General features: G+C 36.6%; 31 protein-coding genes. 5 read left to right on the top strand and 26 right to left on the bottom strand.

Annotated features, from left to right (window positions below):
- Positions 1-7: 7 nt before the first annotated feature.
- From MKY49_RS01425 to MKY49_RS01325, 21 genes are all read right to left on the bottom strand, one after another.
- Entirely contained in the window at positions 8-361 is a 354-nt protein-coding gene (locus MKY49_RS01425; RefSeq protein ID WP_341385438.1) for a DUF7448 domain-containing protein, read from the bottom strand.
- Between the two features lie 32 nt (positions 362-393).
- Positions 394-1,674 (bottom strand): replicative DNA helicase, encoded by a 1,281-nt coding sequence (locus MKY49_RS01420; protein WP_341385437.1) that lies wholly within the window; start codon positions 1,672-1,674, stop codon positions 394-396.
- The gene (locus MKY49_RS01415) at positions 1,652-2,428 is read right to left on the bottom strand and encodes a replication protein (protein WP_341385436.1); all 777 of its coding nucleotides are present in this window, start codon (positions 2,426-2,428) and stop codon (positions 1,652-1,654) included. Before MKY49_RS01415 ends, MKY49_RS01420 begins: the two co-directional genes overlap by 23 nt.
- Before the next feature lie 15 nt (positions 2,429-2,443).
- Positions 2,444-2,668 carry a hypothetical protein gene (locus MKY49_RS01410; RefSeq protein WP_066036997.1) on the bottom strand — a complete coding sequence of 75 codons (225 nt, stop codon included), beginning with the start codon at positions 2,666-2,668 and terminating at the stop codon, positions 2,444-2,446.
- A complete protein-coding gene (locus MKY49_RS01405) occupies positions 2,668-3,411 on the bottom strand; it encodes an MBL fold metallo-hydrolase (RefSeq protein ID WP_341385435.1) in 744 nt (247 codons plus the stop codon). Before MKY49_RS01405 ends, MKY49_RS01410 begins: the two co-directional genes overlap by 1 nt.
- A gap of 145 nt (positions 3,412-3,556) precedes the next feature.
- On the bottom strand, positions 3,557-4,435 hold the full coding sequence (locus MKY49_RS01400) for a RecT family recombinase (protein ID WP_341385434.1): 879 nt from the start codon (positions 4,433-4,435) through the stop codon (positions 3,557-3,559).
- Positions 4,435-4,632: a hypothetical protein gene (locus MKY49_RS01395; protein ID WP_341385433.1), complete on the bottom strand. Its 198-nt coding sequence runs from the start codon at positions 4,630-4,632 to the stop codon at positions 4,435-4,437. Before MKY49_RS01395 ends, MKY49_RS01400 begins: the two co-directional genes overlap by 1 nt.
- Positions 4,629-6,137, bottom strand: coding sequence for an AAA family ATPase (locus MKY49_RS01390; protein ID WP_341385432.1), 1,509 nt, complete (start codon positions 6,135-6,137; stop codon positions 4,629-4,631). Before MKY49_RS01390 ends, MKY49_RS01395 begins: the two co-directional genes overlap by 4 nt.
- Positions 6,073-6,369 (bottom strand): hypothetical protein, encoded by a 297-nt coding sequence (locus MKY49_RS01385; protein WP_341385431.1) that lies wholly within the window; start codon positions 6,367-6,369, stop codon positions 6,073-6,075. Before MKY49_RS01385 ends, MKY49_RS01390 begins: the two co-directional genes overlap by 65 nt.
- A gap of 142 nt (positions 6,370-6,511) precedes the next feature.
- On the bottom strand, positions 6,512-6,784 hold the full coding sequence (locus MKY49_RS01380; RefSeq protein ID WP_341385430.1) for an AbrB/MazE/SpoVT family DNA-binding domain-containing protein: 273 nt from the start codon (positions 6,782-6,784) through the stop codon (positions 6,512-6,514).
- A complete protein-coding gene (locus MKY49_RS01375; RefSeq protein WP_445928399.1) occupies positions 6,781-7,401 on the bottom strand; it encodes an HNH endonuclease signature motif containing protein in 621 nt (206 codons plus the stop codon). Before MKY49_RS01375 ends, MKY49_RS01380 begins: the two co-directional genes overlap by 4 nt.
- Positions 7,398-7,634: a hypothetical protein gene (locus tag MKY49_RS01370; RefSeq protein WP_285397613.1), complete on the bottom strand. Its 237-nt coding sequence runs from the start codon at positions 7,632-7,634 to the stop codon at positions 7,398-7,400. The genes MKY49_RS01375 and MKY49_RS01370 overlap by 4 nt, the downstream gene beginning before the upstream one ends.
- The gene (locus MKY49_RS01365; RefSeq protein WP_341385428.1) at positions 7,631-7,963 is read right to left on the bottom strand and encodes a hypothetical protein; all 333 of its coding nucleotides are present in this window, start codon (positions 7,961-7,963) and stop codon (positions 7,631-7,633) included. Before MKY49_RS01365 ends, MKY49_RS01370 begins: the two co-directional genes overlap by 4 nt.
- 16 nt (positions 7,964-7,979) lie before the next feature.
- The gene (locus tag MKY49_RS01360; protein ID WP_341385427.1) at positions 7,980-8,186 is read right to left on the bottom strand and encodes an IDEAL domain-containing protein; all 207 of its coding nucleotides are present in this window, start codon (positions 8,184-8,186) and stop codon (positions 7,980-7,982) included.
- Positions 8,187-8,197: 11 nt separating this feature from the next.
- Positions 8,198-8,458: a hypothetical protein gene (locus tag MKY49_RS01355; RefSeq protein ID WP_341385426.1), complete on the bottom strand. Its 261-nt coding sequence runs from the start codon at positions 8,456-8,458 to the stop codon at positions 8,198-8,200.
- Complete coding sequence (locus MKY49_RS01350) at positions 8,455-8,613, bottom strand: hypothetical protein (protein ID WP_341385425.1); 159 nt, start codon at positions 8,611-8,613, stop codon at positions 8,455-8,457. Before MKY49_RS01350 ends, MKY49_RS01355 begins: the two co-directional genes overlap by 4 nt.
- Positions 8,614-8,838, bottom strand: coding sequence for a hypothetical protein (locus MKY49_RS01345; RefSeq protein ID WP_146750719.1), 225 nt, complete (start codon positions 8,836-8,838; stop codon positions 8,614-8,616). It abuts the gene before it with no gap.
- Positions 8,839-8,852: 14 nt separating this feature from the next.
- Positions 8,853-9,128 carry a hypothetical protein gene (locus MKY49_RS01340; protein WP_112117132.1) on the bottom strand — a complete coding sequence of 92 codons (276 nt, stop codon included), beginning with the start codon at positions 9,126-9,128 and terminating at the stop codon, positions 8,853-8,855.
- On the bottom strand, positions 9,125-9,310 hold the full coding sequence (locus MKY49_RS01335) for a helix-turn-helix domain-containing protein (RefSeq protein WP_112117131.1): 186 nt from the start codon (positions 9,308-9,310) through the stop codon (positions 9,125-9,127). The genes MKY49_RS01340 and MKY49_RS01335 overlap by 4 nt, the downstream gene beginning before the upstream one ends.
- A 10-nt stretch (positions 9,311-9,320) precedes the next feature.
- Positions 9,321-9,512, bottom strand: a complete 192-nt coding sequence (locus MKY49_RS01330) for a helix-turn-helix transcriptional regulator (RefSeq protein WP_112117130.1) — start codon at positions 9,510-9,512, stop codon at positions 9,321-9,323.
- 16 nt (positions 9,513-9,528) lie between these two features.
- The gene (locus MKY49_RS01325; RefSeq protein ID WP_112117129.1) at positions 9,529-10,245 is read right to left on the bottom strand and encodes an ORF6C domain-containing protein; all 717 of its coding nucleotides are present in this window, start codon (positions 10,243-10,245) and stop codon (positions 9,529-9,531) included.
- Between the two features lie 60 nt (positions 10,246-10,305).
- On the opposite strand from MKY49_RS01325, the gene MKY49_RS01320 reads away from it, so the two are divergent.
- Positions 10,306-10,530 (top strand): hypothetical protein, encoded by a 225-nt coding sequence (locus MKY49_RS01320; RefSeq protein WP_112117128.1) that lies wholly within the window; start codon positions 10,306-10,308, stop codon positions 10,528-10,530.
- On the opposite strand, the gene MKY49_RS01315 is transcribed toward MKY49_RS01320, so the two are convergent.
- A complete protein-coding gene (locus MKY49_RS01315; RefSeq protein WP_181574630.1) occupies positions 10,519-10,674 on the bottom strand; it encodes a hypothetical protein in 156 nt (51 codons plus the stop codon). The genes MKY49_RS01320 and MKY49_RS01315 overlap by 12 nt on opposite strands.
- A 353-nt stretch (positions 10,675-11,027) precedes the next feature.
- Between MKY49_RS01315 and MKY49_RS01310 the strand changes: the two genes are divergently transcribed.
- The 4 genes from MKY49_RS01310 (at position 11,028) to MKY49_RS01295 (ending at position 14,305) form a co-directional block, all read left to right on the top strand.
- Positions 11,028-11,450 (top strand): helix-turn-helix domain-containing protein, encoded by a 423-nt coding sequence (locus MKY49_RS01310; protein WP_322611462.1) that lies wholly within the window; start codon positions 11,028-11,030, stop codon positions 11,448-11,450.
- Positions 11,451-11,469: 19 nt separating this feature from the next.
- Entirely contained in the window at positions 11,470-11,880 is a 411-nt protein-coding gene (locus tag MKY49_RS01305; protein ID WP_322611461.1) for an ImmA/IrrE family metallo-endopeptidase, read from the top strand.
- A gap of 76 nt (positions 11,881-11,956) precedes the next feature.
- Positions 11,957-13,147 (top strand): tyrosine-type recombinase/integrase, encoded by a 1,191-nt coding sequence (locus MKY49_RS01300; protein WP_341385424.1) that lies wholly within the window; start codon positions 11,957-11,959, stop codon positions 13,145-13,147.
- Positions 13,148-13,843: 696 nt separating this feature from the next.
- A complete protein-coding gene (locus MKY49_RS01295) occupies positions 13,844-14,305 on the top strand; it encodes a hypothetical protein (RefSeq protein ID WP_274795371.1) in 462 nt (153 codons plus the stop codon).
- Positions 14,306-14,525: 220 nt separating this feature from the next.
- On the opposite strand, the gene MKY49_RS01290 is transcribed toward MKY49_RS01295, so the two are convergent.
- The 4 genes from MKY49_RS01290 to MKY49_RS01275 form a co-directional block, all read right to left on the bottom strand.
- A complete protein-coding gene (locus MKY49_RS01290) occupies positions 14,526-14,939 on the bottom strand; it encodes a VOC family protein (RefSeq protein ID WP_341385423.1) in 414 nt (137 codons plus the stop codon).
- 73 nt (positions 14,940-15,012) lie between these two features.
- Positions 15,013-15,648, bottom strand: coding sequence for a CoA transferase subunit B (locus MKY49_RS01285; RefSeq protein WP_341385422.1), 636 nt, complete (start codon positions 15,646-15,648; stop codon positions 15,013-15,015).
- Positions 15,648-16,355 (bottom strand): CoA transferase subunit A, encoded by a 708-nt coding sequence (locus MKY49_RS01280; RefSeq protein ID WP_312507653.1) that lies wholly within the window; start codon positions 16,353-16,355, stop codon positions 15,648-15,650. Before MKY49_RS01280 ends, MKY49_RS01285 begins: the two co-directional genes overlap by 1 nt.
- A gap of 107 nt (positions 16,356-16,462) precedes the next feature.
- On the bottom strand, positions 16,463-17,347 hold the full coding sequence (locus MKY49_RS01275; protein WP_341385421.1) for a LysR family transcriptional regulator: 885 nt from the start codon (positions 17,345-17,347) through the stop codon (positions 16,463-16,465).
- Positions 17,348-17,535 lie beyond the last annotated feature (188 nt).

The following is a 17,535-nucleotide window of genomic DNA, read 5'->3' as shown; positions in this document are numbered from 1 at the left end:
TCTTTTATTAAATAACTTTGCGAAAATCTACTGATTCAGAATAATATCCGTTCGATTCACCAACCCAACGTAAAGTCACATAGCCTTTAATAGTAGCGAACTTATAAAATGTCCAGGTTACACTTTCGTAATTGTCGCTTTCAGGAGGAATTTCTATTACTTCCTCAGCCATTAATAAAGGACTACCAATTAAATCTTCTAAATCCCCGATAGTTTCCTCTAACCAAACACTTTCACAACAATCTTGTTCATGATACATTTTGAATTTATCTCCTTCAGTTGTAAGGAAATAAAGTTCATCATTGCCTACCTGTTCTATTGATGAAAGTGTTTTGTTTAATAATGTTTCTATCGATGCCATTTTTGTTCACCCTTCCTCACAATATCTTTCTACTATTTATCCAATTCAATAAACTTCTGTTTCCAACCCATAAATAACAACTTAAATTCGTTTATGCCTATGTCTCGTCCTTTGGCAAAAAACTGTTGAATGACTTTTCCTTGTGGCATTTTGTCAGCTGGATCGTGCCATAAAAATTCCACAACATCAGCGTCCTGCTCAATCGAAGAAGATTCTTTTAAGTGTGACAGCTGCGGCTTTTTAACATTGTCGCTTTCCCTGGTCATCTGCGATAACATCATGAAGCAACAATTCATGTCTCTGGCTATTTGCTTGGCAGTAGTGGTTACATTTCCAATAGCCTGCGCCCTGGTCTCATTTTTACGTTGGGGAATCTTCATAATCTGCAGATAATCCACAGCAATCATGGCAATTTGCCCATATCGTTTTTTAAAACGCCTTGCGGTAGCCCTTACTTCCTCGATTGTTACGCCACTTGAATCTTGGACAAAGATTGGTAACTTTTCTAACTCCTTATAGGCAAACTCAATGACTCCTAATTCCTCAGGCTTTAAGTCCTTATTTTTAATGCGGCCATATTGAATACCTGTTGAATTTGAAATCATCCGATCAAACAATTGGTACTTGTCCATTTCTTGTGACCAAATTAATACTGGACCACTCTTGGCCACACCCATAATTCTTTGAAGAAGCATTGCTGTTTTACCAACACTAGGACGTCCAGCACTAACGAACAGCCAACCTCTCCAAAGGCCATGCGCCCACTTATCGTAGTGTTTAAAACCAGTTGGAATAAATTCAGCTCGTTTTAAAAGATGTGCAAAATATCCATGACGTGATTCTTTTAAACTTTGCATCTTGCCATCATCTTCGGGCCTTACTTCTGAGGCTAGTTTTTCGATTTCAGCAAAATAATCATCATCCGTTTCGAAATCCTCATGTACTAGATTCATAATTTTTTGCCCTATATCTGTTCCTCGTCTTCGAATAGCCCTCGAACGAACAATATTGGCATATGACACGACATTTGAAGCTGTAGGGCAGGAAACGGCTAATTCCGCTAAATAAGAAATGCTTACCTCGTCCATTTTGTTATGCTGCATGTACAGCTCAGTAACAGTAGTAATATCGATAGGCTGATTTTTATTATCTAGCCATTTCATTACTCTATAAATCTGTTGGTGACGCGCGCTAATGAAGTCCCTTGATTCAAGAAATACAATGTCATCGATCACACTCGGCTCAAGAAATATTGCACCTAGCACCGATTTTTCTGCATCGAGTTCGTAATCAGTTGCTCCAATCAAAGTCATTTGGATCATTCCCATCTTGTAACCAGCGCTGGAACTCTATTTCTTTATCTCTCGGATCATATTGAGGCTTTTGTTTTGGTTGAACAGGTTTCTTATCAGCATTCATTTTTATAGCTAATTCCATAAACTTATCACGAAGCTTTTTTGCTGATAAAACATTGGTGCGCCAAAAAGAATCCTGCGTTACCCAATCCATGACTTGTTTGGCCAAGTGCTTATCCACTTGATCTATTTCAATTAGCTTTCGCATATCATCAGCCCAAGACTGCATATTGGATTTCTTGATTAAATGAGATATGCCAGCCTCATTTGCAACTGCAGAAACTTTCTCATGAAAGTAGACGGCCATTTTGTAATAAGTATTTTCTTCATCATATTTTGGTTTTTTTATTTGTTTAGTTTGATCAGGGATTTCAGGATCTACCTCTTTAGACGGCAGCTGTTCATCCCACTCTTTATAATCTTTATTAAACCCCATGATTCTCGCTCCTTTTGAACCAATCCCTGTAATCTTAATTATGTTTCTATCAATCAACGTTGCTAGTTCTCTATTAACTTGGGTTCTATTGGCATTAATCGCTTTTGTTAAAAAGCTAGTGGACATTTCATTGGTCTTTCTCTGAAAACCATACGTATATCTCCAAATGGCCAAGACCAGACGAAATTGTGTGCCATTGAGATTAGTCTTCATGATATGATCGAAGATTTCATTGGCAATCCGTGTATGCCCATTCTTGAGTTGTGGACTTGCCATGATCACTCACCCTATTCATGCTTTCAATTGGCTGCTCATGTATTCAATGAGTTCCTTTGAAAATTCCTCAATATCTTTGCGACTACTACCTGTGTATGGTCTGTTTAACCAATCATCAATGCGATCCGCAACTGATCCAGTAACACTTTTAGATTGAATGGACTCTAATTGCTTTTTTAGCTCTATGTTTTCAATTTGTAATCTCAACATAGCAGTTAAAATTAATTCATAAGGATGCATTAAATGACCTCCAATTCGTAGTGATTGCCTGCTTTGTATCCTTTTTTCGATAACTCCATATTTACGGTCATTTCCGCAAGCGTAGGGAGGTTGTTCTTGCTACTTAAATGTGTAAGATAGATTCGTTCCCCTTTGCCCACTACAAGTTCTCTGAGGGCTTTTGCTGTTTGTTCATTTGATAGGTGTCCAACGTGACTCAATATCCTCGCCTTAACGCTGTTAGGGTAATCAGATGCTTCAACCATTCGTGGATCATGGTTGGCTTCGATGATGTAAATGTCACTATGCCTCATAGCGTTCAACATGCTTTTATCAACCAGGCCAGTGTCTAAGCAAATAGATACTTTAAAATTATCTAAAGTCCATACAACGTATCCCCTCGGATCGATTGCATCGTGATGAACATTAAAATGGCTTACTATAAACTGGCCACAACCGAAAACACCACCAACACCAATTGGCCTAATTAATTCATCTTCAACGGTAGTGATGTTTTTCCATTCACGTTCGCCAGCATACACAGGAATTTTGTATTTATTGGCCAATGGCAGCCCTTTAATATGATCGCTATGTGCATGTGTAACAAAAATTGCTTCAACTCTATTTGGCGTTATACCTACTTCCAGTAGCCGTTTCTCTATTTTCGTTTTAGCAATGCCTGCATCGATCAGAATGGTAGTTTCATTGGTTGTTAAAGCAATACAATTGCCACTTGAACCACTTGCTAAGATGTCAACTTTCATTTCCTACCCCCTAACTCCTTATGGCACCGTGAGCATATTTCACGCCCACGGTACAAGTTGTATTCATTTTCATTCATTTCTCGCCCACACAGCTTACAATCCTTATTCCTCTCATAAACTATTATTTGTGGTAGTTTCATAGTTTTTACTCTAGTAAATCGGCATCGTTTGACTGTGAAGCTAGCATTTCGATATTCATATTTAGTAGCTCAATTAAGCCAACTAGTTCAGATTCCGTAGCTGTTGTAGGATCAATGCCTGGTGCATTTTTATCCAGGTATTCTTGCATAGCCTTTTTCGTTGTAATACCAAGTTGTTTAAACTTTGTTTTGACTTCCTTGAGTAATTCTTCTGAGCGAGTTAATACAGTCTGTTCAATAGGGGCCTCTATCTGCTCCTGGGTAGGTGTAATATCCCTGCGTGTTTGCGTAGCAGGTTGAGGTACATCATTTTGGGAGATCGTTACATCCTCGAATGACAATCCGTATTGCTTTTTCAATGCTCGTTGCTGAACGTGTTTGCCGAACATGTCACTTGTCCACTTGTTCCAGTTGTCTTTATTTTGCCCTGTGAACATATGAGCAACTTCGTCAATGTCCATAATGACCGTTACAGGTGGATAGCCCTCACGATAAGCAACTGAATAGGCACCAATAATCTTTCCACGTGGGAAGCCAATTTCGTGTTGAATCACTTCCATTTGCTTAGTTTCTTTATTCATAGCGATTTTAAATTCATCGTTTTCATGCACCATTTGTGTATCAGGTGGGATAAAGCCCTCTTGTTCACGCGCTTTTGAAAGATAGGCCTCAGCTGCAAATTGAATACGTGCTTGATTTCCATACTTGATAAAGAAAATTTCATTTTTGAATGGATCTAAGCCATATGATGCCGCCTTGTGAGCGAATAGCAAAAATTCTTGATCATTAGCTGTAGGTGCAATCGAACTACGAATGACCTCTAATACTGCAGGTGCGAAAGCCTCCGTAATTTCAGGTGTTAAAGTTGGTAAGTTTCTGTTCATTAATAGCGTACCTCCGTAAATTTATTAAGGCCGTTTTTGACCTGTTTTTTCATACTTTCATAAGCTTTGTCGTAAAGTGCGTCAACATCTTGCCCTGGCTCTAACGAAATAGTTACAGCAGCATCTACTTTCACATTTTCAAAGTTTCCAAGATTTTTGGTATATGTGTAACCGACTGTGATTTCTTTAACGTTCATTCAGAAATGACCTCCAATTCTTTACCTGCAACAACTTGGCTGATAATGAGTTGTCCATTCGGTTCTTTGAACTTAGTAATGGTTTCTGCATTATCTACAAAACAAGGAGCGATAAGATCACTTTGCTCTGACATCACATCACGAATTTCAAGCCCTGCTCTAGTTTGTTCACTAAATGAAAGTTTCATATAGTCTTTGCCATCCATTTGCACTATGAAGGTTGGTTTATTGTCACCTGTTGTTTTCACTTCTTCGAACAGTTTTATTGATAAATTTTCGAATAAGTCTTGAACCTTTTTGACTTGTAATTCTGCCTCTTTTGCCTTGAAATCCTTAATGGTATCCAGGATAAAAATGGACTCATTAAGTGATTCAAGCGTTTCTTTTTCATTAGCTTCTGCAGCATTAACTTGTTCCTCTAAGAACTTATACTCCCTATGTTTAGAGATCTCATATTCTATTGGACTTATCTTCTCTTGAAGCGAACGCGCTTTTTCCATTTGCTCAGATACGTCCACGTATTCAAGTGTTTTAAGTTCTTCTTCTAATGCTTTCCGTTCATCTACAACTTTTTGGAATTTCGATTTTACTTGTTGAATACGTTGCTCTTTTTCTGCCTCTACAGCATCAATAGCTTCATCTTGTAACGTTTGGTGACAAACACGGCAAGTATCTTGTATAGGTTCGTTTTTTAGCTGATTAAAGGTTTCTTTGATACGATCACGTTCTGTTGTCAAAATTTGAATTTCGGTATGAAGCCTGTTTATTCGGCCATTTGTTTCCTGTGCTTTATCAGTCACAGCCTCTATAGCATTTCGTTCTTTAACAAGCTGGTTTAATTCCACATTTAGCGAGTCTAAAGGAACTGTGGGAGCATTTTTTTCTAACTGCTCTCGTAACGTCTTGGTACGACTCTGAGCACCTATATATTGTTTGTCCAACTTAGTTTTATTGGATCGATGAATCTTATCTAAATCCTCTAAAGAATGCTTTTTGACTAATGTGGCCAACTTGTCCGATTGTGGTTTAGAAAGCTCTTTTAATACTTCTTTATTTGCAGGTGCAGTCGTATATTTTAAAATCATTTGACGCTGTTTTTCCCAATGCAATGTGAAGAAATAACTTGGATTAAACAGCGATAAAAATAAATCTTTATCAAATAGCTTTTCCACTACCTCGTTAAATTCAGTTGCTTTGGAAGGTACCTCATTTACATAGAACTTATTACGACCTTTCACAATTTCACGGCCAAGTAGTAGCTCTCCATCTTCAACACTTAATAACAATGTCACAAGCGTATTCTCTGCTTGATACGTTACTGGTGAAGGATCAAGTTTGCTCCCCACCAGGTCAGTACCGTATAATAAGAATGTAATTGCTTCACCAATGGAGCTTTTACCTTTTGCATTATCTGCGAGGATCTTAGTCATGTCGCCAAACTTAACTACTAGATCCTTGTGGCTTTTGAAATTCTGCAAGGTTAATTGATTGAATTTTATTTCCATTTTCATAATCCTCCCGTACTCTATTAAACTTTTTCCACTCTTCTGGAAACGTATATTGTTGATCTATCATTTGAACAACAATAAAATCATCTCCATCTACTACACGTACCTCACGAAACAACTTACTTTGCAACTGCGTATAACGGAACACTTCCTCTGCATCGTTTAACATGACAGCAGGCGTATGCCATTCTCCATCACCAGGTACAGGAAAACAATATCCTTTAAACATTCGTTCACCTCTTTTCCATCACAATGTGACCAAGTTGCCAGGCCTCTACAAATTCATGAAACTCCCAACCTTTATTGACAAGGTCGTGTTTTACAAAATAATCCCCCAGGACTTCTAAAAGACAATCATTCATTTATATCACCTACTTCAACTCAATTTCAGTGATTAATTTTTTAGCTTCTTCGGGGCTTAAAATGAGCTTGCCGCCTAGTAAAACGAAATTGTCATCTGAGACTTCACCAGTAACCGCACACGCCATATCAGGCTTGTATTTTTTTAGAATTACTCCACCGTCACGGTCTGTAAAAATTTCTAATGGATCTCCTTCTGCAATTTCCAAAGTTCTACGAATTTCCTTTGGGATAACCACACGTCCTAAATCATCGATTCTACGAACAATTCCTGTTGCTTTCATTTTGTTTTCTCCTTTCGATTAAGAGCGCCCATTTTTGTATAGATATTTGCAATTACAACACCTGTCTTAGTAAGCTCAGGATCTAGATGAAATAATTTATTTTGATTCATCCTTGCTAGCTGCGCTCGAGTAATTAACTGTAAATTTTCTAGTGAAATATTAAGTTTGTTTTGATCAAGAAAAATTAGAACATGACCTTTTGGTATTGGACCATTTGCCTTTTCCCATACCACCTTGTGTTTATGTCTCCATCTTTCATGCCAAGTACCTGAGTCAGAAACTTTAATTAATACGTAACCGTCACGGTCAATTCGCTCAGTACCTACAGGTTTATAATTCTTTGGCGTATCCCCTTTTTTGAAAGAAGTGCGATTGCCTCCCACGTTGTAAAGCCCTTTTGTACCTTTATTAACAGGTGTACTACCTTTTTCAAATTGTCCTGTACGACCACTAGTAATATTGTGATTTGTCAAACAAGCTTTTAATTGATTCATGTTGATATTTAATTGAAATTCTTGATTGAGCAAAATTAGCAGATCTATTTGACTATTTGATGGATAATGCTTACGTAAAAATTCTTTTTGCTCATGTGTCCAGGTATGACGCAATAACCTCACCCTTTCAGCAATTTTGGCTTTTCAGCATCGAGATTTAATCTATCTGGATTGTCATAAAATTTTTGAGCTTGTAACACTAAGGAACCGTTAGAGATAATTTGATTTGCTACGCTTGTAACAGCCTTAGCTCTTTCAATTTCCTCCGTTAATTTATTACCAACCAAATCTTCATCACTCAATCGCTCGAGCTGTGCAAATAAATGATTGTTTAAATCACCTAGTGTGTTTTTCATTCATCCTCTCTTCCTTTCACTGGCAGATCAAACCACTTGGCAACAGCTAACATGCCACCTAAAAAGTCTTTTTCGAACATAATGTCAGATTGTGAATACTTGTCGTAGAAGTAATTAAATTTTTCTACTGGTGTTTCATTTACTTCATAACCGATATATAAAGCACGTGTGATCATATCTAAACTGATACGGTTTAATGCTCGATTATGGTCTAACAACCATCCTTCTGGTTTTGTCACATGAGCATAAATAATCGCTTCATTACTAAAAGTTCTAGTAACATGATCTAGAGCATCTGCAACATCACGACTAACCTTTACCTTGTCCATTAAAGGCACCATCCTTTCAATTTGTTAATTGCATGAACAGCTCACGATCATTGTTAGCTAAAGCTATATCAATCAAATGCTGGCGGTTCATTTCTTCGATTTCATTTACAAGATTGATTGTTGCTGGCTTTAAGATAATGCCATCTTCCTTAATCAAATGTCCTTCATTCACAGCCATTTCAATAGCTTTAGCTGCGGCTGCTCTAAGTAAGTCCTCAAACAACTAAATCACCCCTACCATTTAATAGTTAGACCTAAACCTGATAAATGCTTGTTAGCTATATAGCCATTCTCTTTTAATGTCTGTTGGAAAATGGCAACGATCTGCTTATTGGTTTTGTGGTAATACGTGTACTCACAAAGACCTTTCTCAGCTTGATTTTCAATGCCTTTAACGAGGTTTTTGAAATCATCACTTTGCAATGCGTCAGCCCTTAATTTGTCAAAGTTGCTGACACTTACTTTTTTCATTTCAGCTGCAGGTTGTAGCTTCATCCCTTTTCACCTTCCTTGTATACTGCATTGTCATGGGTTTGAGCCTTTGACACGTTTTTCTGTGCCTCTATTTGGGCATTCTGTGCATCCTCAATGTCTCGCCAGTAATCAATTTCACGGTCATAAACATCAGCATGAGTGTTGCCTATACGCAATCAATCACCGCCTTCCAATGCTTGACGAGCAATATGTCCATGATCCTCTGTTATGTCACATGGAATAGGTTCACCTATGCAATAAAGCTCATAATGTTTTTTATCAGCGTAATATGAAAGTGCCTGACGTAATCTATTAATCTCACTTGTGACGATATGCTGTAATACCCCATCCACACGCTCACCACGTCGGGCATAATGATTAACTGCTTCAATTGCGTTCATTGTTTCTGTCACCTCTATTCACACCATTCCTTATCTACTGTGTCTAAGAAATATCCTTTACCATTTACCATATAAAAAGGTATTTCTCCAAATCTCGAACCTACGACTGGAAATATCACTTTCATACCATCTAATACTTCTAAATGACTATTTAGTGCCTTTTTTACACTTAGTGATGCATGTTGTTTAAAGCGCTTTTTGCTAAATCGCAATAGGTTCGCTACTTTTCTAAGCGTTGATTGCTTTTCCTCTGCAGACATTGCTAGCCACTGTAGGTTGGTTGTGTTCATTTGGGTTCACCGCCTTCTGTATTAGTGATTAACCAATGCTCAATTGTAGGTCTGTGAAACAAAATTCTTCCTCTCACTTTTGTATGAGGAATTTCTTTTTCGCGCGCCATAGTATAAATAGTTGTTTTACTAACGCCCAATTCACTTGCAACTTCATCTACCGACATAGTGAGTTTTTCCACATGCTTCACCTCACCTAATCCCAAAAACTTGTATGATTTTAAGTACCAACTCATTAGCACGCGGACCTGTTTTCTTACCTGTTAAAACTTCCTGTACATACACAGGTGTTTTGTTGACCATTAACCCTAGTTGTTCATAGGTCATGTTTTTACTTTCCTTGTATTCAAGGATTCTTCTGCGTGCTTCCATTGTTTCTGGCATACTTACACTTCCTTTCTCACTCAAAAGCCATTTGGCTATTGCAACTGTCAATCTCCATCTGTAATGATGTGGATGGACGCCATAGGCTGATAAATCTTAACGCTTCCTCATGCTTCACTTTTGGTATATCTCCGTACCTTGGAACTTTAAAATATTGCTTGAACTCATTCCAAAATGCAGAGAACACTTTTTTGCTAATTTCTTGGTAAGCTATTGAATCTTTACCGCCTAAAGCTTGTACAATAGATTGTTTGGCAGCTTGTTGGATTTCTTGTTGTTGTAGACCATCTATCCGCATATTGCCTTTTAGGTAGTCCACATCTGTTTTGATTTCTTTGATAGCCTGTTCATGTTCAAGTGCTGCTTTTAATGCGAGTTCTAAACTATTGTATTGCGGTTGCTCAATCACTTTGTAATACTCGTCCACAAGCAATTCATAAGCCTCCCACGCTCTATCTGTATTTAATGACTTAGCGTGAAGCCACGCACCTTTTTCTGTCCATAGGTAGAGCGAGGATGTGTTCTTTTTAACCACCCCTAAATTTTCGAAGTCGTGTTTGAAGGCTTTCAATTCTTCACCTTGTAGCAAAATGAAATGTTTACCTTCTTTATACCGTTCCTTATTATTGTTGAAATTTTGCTGAACTAATTTTTCTTCAGCTTCATAATTTTCTGCAAGCTGTGCTGTTGTTAAAACACGTTTACCACGTAGTTGAATGACTGTTAAATTCAAATTGTTTCCCTCCCTACGATTACCTTTCTGTTAAACTATTTCTGAAAGGTAGGTGATATCATGACTACATTTACTGAAATAACAAAAACAATTGAAGTAACTGATTTCCATGAAGTAAATGAATTACTTAATAAAAACTGGGTTTTGTTATCGGTTCTTCCAGGAATCAAAGATAACAGCCCTGCATTCGTTTATTCTCTAGGTTATCCTCAATCCGCCGTTGAAGCTGACTACATCAACAGTGAAATTGAGCAGCAAAGAAAAGAAAGAGAATCACTTGAATAGTAAATAGTAAAAGTTGTTACCATGAGGATGGACTGCAAGTAGTTTCCATCCTTGCTTTAGGTGTTCGTTTACATCGTTCACATTGATGAACTTTCTTAATTCTTTAACCTCTGCTAATGCAGGGGTTTCTTTTTTCTTACTCAATCCTTCTCACCTCACTTTATTAAAAATTCATACCGTCGTCGGCTCGGTATCACAGCGCTTTGATTATTATATAAGCTAAATTATTAGCTAAATTGACTATAGACATTGACCTAAAATAACTTATATGCTATTATTTGTGCATAGCTAAATAAGACTTTAAAAAGCCTGTTAAATCAACATTTTGAACCGTTCCCCAACGATAAAATGATTTTATATAGGTTGTCTTTTCTATTGTCTTAAAGCGAATAACTTAGCTTATGAACACAGTATAATAGCACAAAAGTTATTTGTCAAACTAAAATGACTTAAAAGTTATTATATTTTCTTCATAAGCTCATGAAAGGCTGATACTAATGGGTTTAGTTGAAAGAATAAAACTTTTATGTGACGAGAAAAAAACTAATTTTGCTGAGGTTGAAAGAAATATTGGCATTTCTAATGGTCAAATCAGAAGATGGAATACATCTACCCCTGGTACAGATAAGTTAGAAATGGTGGCAGATTATTTTGATGTATCTGTTGACTACTTACTTGGTCGCACAGATAAAAAACGTTACTACGATTTAACAGAAAAAGATGAACGTGATATCGAAAGAGATCTGGAGCGAATCCTTAACAGTGCGGAAAGTGAACTCGGTCTTGCATCATTCGATGGTCGAGTATTAGATGAAATGGATCAAGAGGACAGGGAACTATACATTACCTCATTGAGAAATGCTTTGAGATTGCATAAGAGACTTGCCAAGAAAAAATTCACTCCTAAAAAGTATCGATAAGTAGATAAGGCGTGATGTTATGGATACAAATAAATTGATTAAACAATTAATAAAAAAGTACGGCACATCTAATCCTTTTAAAATTGCCAAGGCTATGGATATAACGATTGTATATGAAGATTTAGGGAGTTCGTGGGGTTATTTCAGTAATTTATACAGAACCTTTATTATCCATATAAATAAGAATTTATCCTATGAAAAACAAATGCTAACTTGTGCTCATGAACTCGGTCACGTTATCCAACATCCTGAGCACAACATGGCTTTTTTAAAAGCAAACACATTTTTTTCAACAGATAAATATGAAACGGAAGCCAATCTATTTGCTGTTGAATTACTATTTTCTGATAATGACAATCCTATTACTTATGAAGAAGCAATAAATACATACGGAATACCAGAACAATTTCTTAAAAATTTTTTACCCTAAACAGAACATGCATTCTATTAAAGGTGGTGATTAGTTAGAGCATATCTGAAAGTTAAATCGAAAGGAGAAATTTTAAATGGCAAGTATCGTAAAACGTGGAGAAAATTCATATCGTTTCACTGTTTATTTACCTAAAGATGCAAAAGGTAGGTATCCACGTGAGACAAAAACTATTACTATAGAAGAAAAAATGACTCCAAAGCAGTTAAAGGAATTTTTAGATCGAGAGTATCTAAAATTCAAAAATGAAGTTTTGTCAGGAAATTATGTAAAGGTAGAAAAAATCCTTTTTAAAGATTTTGCAGAACAATGGGAAAAGGATTTTGCCTCAACTCTTGCTTTAACCACTTATGGGAATCATCAGCGGAAATTAGAACTTCATATAAATCCTATTATTGGCCATATGCCAATGGATCAAATCAACGCATTCCATCTTATGTCCGTTGTGAGAGATATGAAAAGATATGATGGCAAAGATGAGCCAGTAACCTATCATAGTAAACAAGATGTGTATAGAACATTAAAAAGCATATTTAAGTATGCTGTGAAGTGGAATGTTTTATCTAACAACCCTATGGATGGAGTTGAAAAGCCTCGTCCAAGCGATACTGATGATGTTGATAAAGAAATGCAAATTTATGAAGAAGATGAGATTGAAACATTAATGTATATGTTACAAAGTGAACCTGAACTATGGAAAATGATGTTCACTTTAGCACTAGCTGCCGGATTACGGAAAGGAGAATTGTTAGGTTTAGAGTGGAAAGACGTAGATTTTGAGAATCAACAGATATACATTCACCAATCTATTGTTTTGACTAAACAAGGTCCACATATCAAAGCTACTAAAACCAAAAAATCTAAACGTTATGTGACATTACCTGAGTCAGTTATGGAAGAATTAAAAGCATATCGTATACATTGGGCAAAAGAAAAATTGAAAAAAGGTGGTAAATGGATAGAACAAGATAGAGAATGGCTATTCCATTCATTTGATGGTACTCATTTATATCCAACAAGCCCTTCTAAACATTGGAAAAATTTTATCGATGGGCATAACTTTAAGTACATTAGGTTACATGATTTGAGACATACTTCAGCATCATTATTAATCGCACAAGGTGTGCATGCTAAAATTATTAGTGAACGTTTGGGACACGCTGATATTTCAGTGACAATGAACACTTATGGACATGCTTTTAAATCTGCCGATCGTGCAGCTGCTGACAAATTAGATAACTTCTTTAAAGTAAAAAAACAATCTTAATACCAGTTAAAATAACTGGTGCTATATTGGTGTTAAACTGGTGTTAAAATTGTTTATAAATAATTGTAATCAACGATAATTAATGATAAATACTTTTTAAAAAGCTTTTATTAACGGCATTTATTGCTATTATTTATAAATAATTTTCGTGTAACAACTCATTTGAGGAGTGGTGGTTTAAAACTTTCTATAATAACTACGGCATTCGCGGCTTTTTAATTTTAATCTTACAGCCACAAGGCTTCTAATAACTCACCCTTCTCAATGGAGGGTGGGTTTTTTATTAATGTAATTTATAATTCCCACTGATACCCCAAAGTTTACATTTTCACTATGAGGCAAAGCAACAATCTCATTAGCAACGGTGAGCAAAAGCATAAATCATTCCCTTATTAAAAGAGCTTTTACTTTTAGTACTCCCCTTTTGACCATTCTTATGTATGCCTGTGCAATCCGCCTTTTGTCGAATTGTTCGACATTTTTTGGATGCAGCAAGCATAGTAACTCATTCAATATTATTGAGCCATTATATTAACAATCAACCCAATATGTGTAAAGTAATTGTGGGCCCCAGTAGAACAAAAATGATTTCGCCCAAACTAAACTATATTTTATAAATAAAAAGTATTTGTAACATTCTCTAATAAAGTATAATTCCCTCTCATTTTGCGCATATATGGAGTAACAAGGGAGGTTATGATATTGAAAAAATTAATTTTTCTTCTAGTATTTGCTTCACTATTAGTAACGGCTTGCGGCAAAAGTTCAGAACCAAAGGAAGTGGCAGTTGATCAAAATACTACTGTGGAAGATATTGTGGGTGCAATCGTTAAAAATGAGTTCTCTGTAGAAGAATCCAAAGGTGTTGTGACGATTTCCATTCAAGATACAGATGTAACAGAGGGCTCAAAAAGTCAGATGTTGAAGGATTCCACTAAGATTTTTGCTGAATTATCCAAACTAAAAAGCGTGAAAACACCAGCTATTACTTGGTTTGCTCCTCTTACTGAGCCTGACGGGGACAAAACGATGACAGAGCTCTTGAATATTTATTTTAGTGAAGAGGATTTTAACGAAGTGGATTGGGCCAACTATCTACAGGTTGATATTGAATCCGCAGCTACTCACTATCACGAGGATGAAGCTTTAGAGGATTAAGGTGCTATCAAAATAAAGATACCCACGCAATACATGCAGGGGTATCTTTCATGTTATTTTACATACCGCTTTATACCTTCTAATATAAAAGGCCGTTTTATCTTGGAGTGAGTTGGATACCAAATTCCTTTGCCATGCTTTTCGTATATACTATCTAGGGTATTTTACATCATAAAAAAACACGAGACTATATCAGATAGCTCGTGCTCTTATTTTTTATTTAAATTCCTTCAGTATTCATTAATACTAATCGCCAACCATCAGGGTCTTCAATCGTTCCCCCTTTCTCTGCCCAATAAGGATTTTCAGGCTCTACTTCAGGATATCCCATGAGTGCTAGTCTATCTGAAATGTGCCGAATCGTTTCGCTGTTTGGAATATAAAGCACTAGAAGATTGTCCTTACTTGGTGCTGGGCACGGACTTCCCTCCACATGCTCAGTAAATTCTAGATGATAGCTTGCATTTGGTAGGCCAATCATTATACCTTCATAGCCTCTGTGTCCTGTAAAAGAACCAATTTTCTTTAATCCGACACCTTCACAGTAAAAACGTTCGATTTCTTTGATTCGATCTGTGGGTCTTGCTATTCTAACCTGTGCAACTGCTAATTCATTTGTCCATTGTTGTTTCATCGTTATGGCTCCCTTTTTAGTTTATTGTAGGATGTCTACAATCATTCAGGGAACAGTCCTAGGTCTGAAATTATTAGGCTAAAGCTACACTAAACGATGCAGCAGTCTTTTCTTTTACTTCCTCTAAAGTAACACCTTCAGCTAATTCTATAAGCTTCATACCCTCTTGTGTAAAATCAAATACAGCTAAGTCTGTAATTAATCGATGCACTACCCCTTTACCTGTTAGTGGTAGCTCACATTGCTTTTTAATCTTTGATTCTCCATTTTTATTCACATGCTCCATTACAACGATTACTCTTTTGGCTCCGACAACAAGGTCCATAGCACCGCCCATACCCTTCACCATTTTTCCTGGAATCATCCAGTTAGCAAGGTCTCCTGTTTCAGATACCTCCATACCACCTAAAATAGCAAGGTCGATGTGGCCACCTCGTATCATGGCAAATGATTCTGCACTGTCAAAGAAGGATGCTCCTGGAACTGCGGTGACAGTTTCTTTCCCAGCGTTAATTAAGTCAGGGTCTACCGTATCTTCAGCTGGGTAAGGGCCAATACCAAGAAGACCATTTTCTGATTGTAACAGCACATCGTAATCGGCAGGGATTGCATTTGCAACAAGTGTTGGGATACCTATACCTAAATTGACATTCATACCATTTGCTATTTCTTTCACTGCTCTTTTGACGATTTTCTGTCTTGTATCCATTATGCTTCCCCCTTTTTCACCGTCAAACGCTCAATACGCTTGTCATAATTTTCGCCTACTAACACACGTTGCACGAAAACCCCTGGTGTATGAATATGGTCTGGGTCTAATTCGCCTACCTCAACAATCTCTTCTACTTCGGCAATCGTAATTTTCCCAGACATAGCAGCTAAAGGATTAAAATTTCTCGAAGTTTTTCTGTATACTAAGTTTCCTAGCTTATCAGCCTTCCACGCTTTGACAAGGGCAAAATCAGCAACAATTCCTTCTTCTAAAATATATTCTTTTCCATCAAAAACCTTTACTTCTTTTCCTTCAGCAATTGGCGTTCCCACCCCAGTAGCTGTATAAAACCCCGGAATTCCTGCCCCCCCTGCACGTAGTCGTTCAGCAAGTGTACCTTGTGGCGTTAATTCTACTTCTAGTTCACCACTTAAAAATTGCTGTTCAAAAATTTTATTTTCCCCTACGTAGGAAGCAACCATTTTTTTAATCTGCTTATTTGCTAACAGTAAGCCAAGTCCCCAATCATCCACACCGCAATTATTACTAACAACCGTTAAATCCTTCGTTCCTTGTTGGACTAATGCTGCAATTGACTTTTCAGGTATACCACATAGCCCGAAGCCTCCTACAGCTAATGTATCTCCATCCTTAATATCTGCAACAGCATCTTCGAACGAACTCCATACCTTCCCATTCCCCATCTCGAAACCTCCCAAATTTGCTCGTTTATTAAGGAAAATTCTACATCATTGCTATTTTACAAGTAAAGGAATTAATTTGAATACTATTTATTCCTAAATAGAATAAATCACTTATCTTCTTGCATACGAACCGTTTTGAGTAGCTGTTTTAATGCATAGGATTGATATGTATTTTTCTTTGTAATAATTCCCAGACGCCATGGCATGTCAAAATTATATAGAGGAAGAATTTTGACATTAGTATTTGTTTGTTTGGCAGCAATGGAGTATGGCAGTAGTGTCACACCTAAATTGGAGGAAACTAGTTCAACTATTAAGTCCCATTGCGAACTTTTATAGCCCACATAGGGTGTAAACCCAACATTTTTACATGATTTAATAACATAATCATGTAATGCAAATTCCTCAGCAAAAATAATAAAAGTTTCATTTTTTAAATCTTGTAATTGTATATGTTGTTGTTGAGCTAATGGGTGAAATTCATTAATAAATACGAAAAATTGATCCTCTACAAATGGCTGAACTGAAAATTTCCTTTCATCAGTGGGCAGCACAACTATTCCCATGTCCACCTCGCCATTTTCTACTAACGTACCTACCATTTTTGCTCCTCGTTCTACCAGCTCTAAATGGACTTCTGGATATTGTTGATGAAAGTCCCTAGCTATTTTCGGGAAAAATAATGTACCAATTAAAGGTGGAATTCCTAACTTGATTGAGCCAGTTTTAATATGTAATAAATCATCCAGTAAAATATGCAAATCATGTACAGAGCGCATTATTTTTTGCCCCTGTTTATAGACTATATCTCCAGCATCTGTTAACTCTACATTACGTGTAGATCTGTTTAACAATTCAACGTGCAATGTATCTTCTAATTTTTTAATGCTTTTACTTAATGAAGGCTGCGATACAAACGATTCATTCGCTGCCTTCGTAAAACTTCCATGTTCAACCACAGCCATAAAAGCTTTTAAATCTCGTAATTCCATAAACATCTTCCTCATTTATTCTAATTTGTTATGAATTATTTTAAAAAACTCCTATATAGTAATAAATTCTTCTCTGATATTGCTAGTCCTTCTTCTAAAAAAATTTGTATCCGAATACTATAGCTGTAAGGCTTTCATATGATTACAATAACATTAATTTAGGTCACGTTTATTAAAATCCCAAAACA

It is taken from the genome of Lysinibacillus sp. FSL M8-0134 (genome assembly GCF_038069745.1).
Taxonomy (GTDB): domain Bacteria; phylum Bacillota; class Bacilli; order Bacillales_A; family Planococcaceae; genus Lysinibacillus; species Lysinibacillus irui.
Note: the sequence above shows the minus strand (reverse complement) of the source record. Positions and strands in the feature narration are given on the sequence as shown.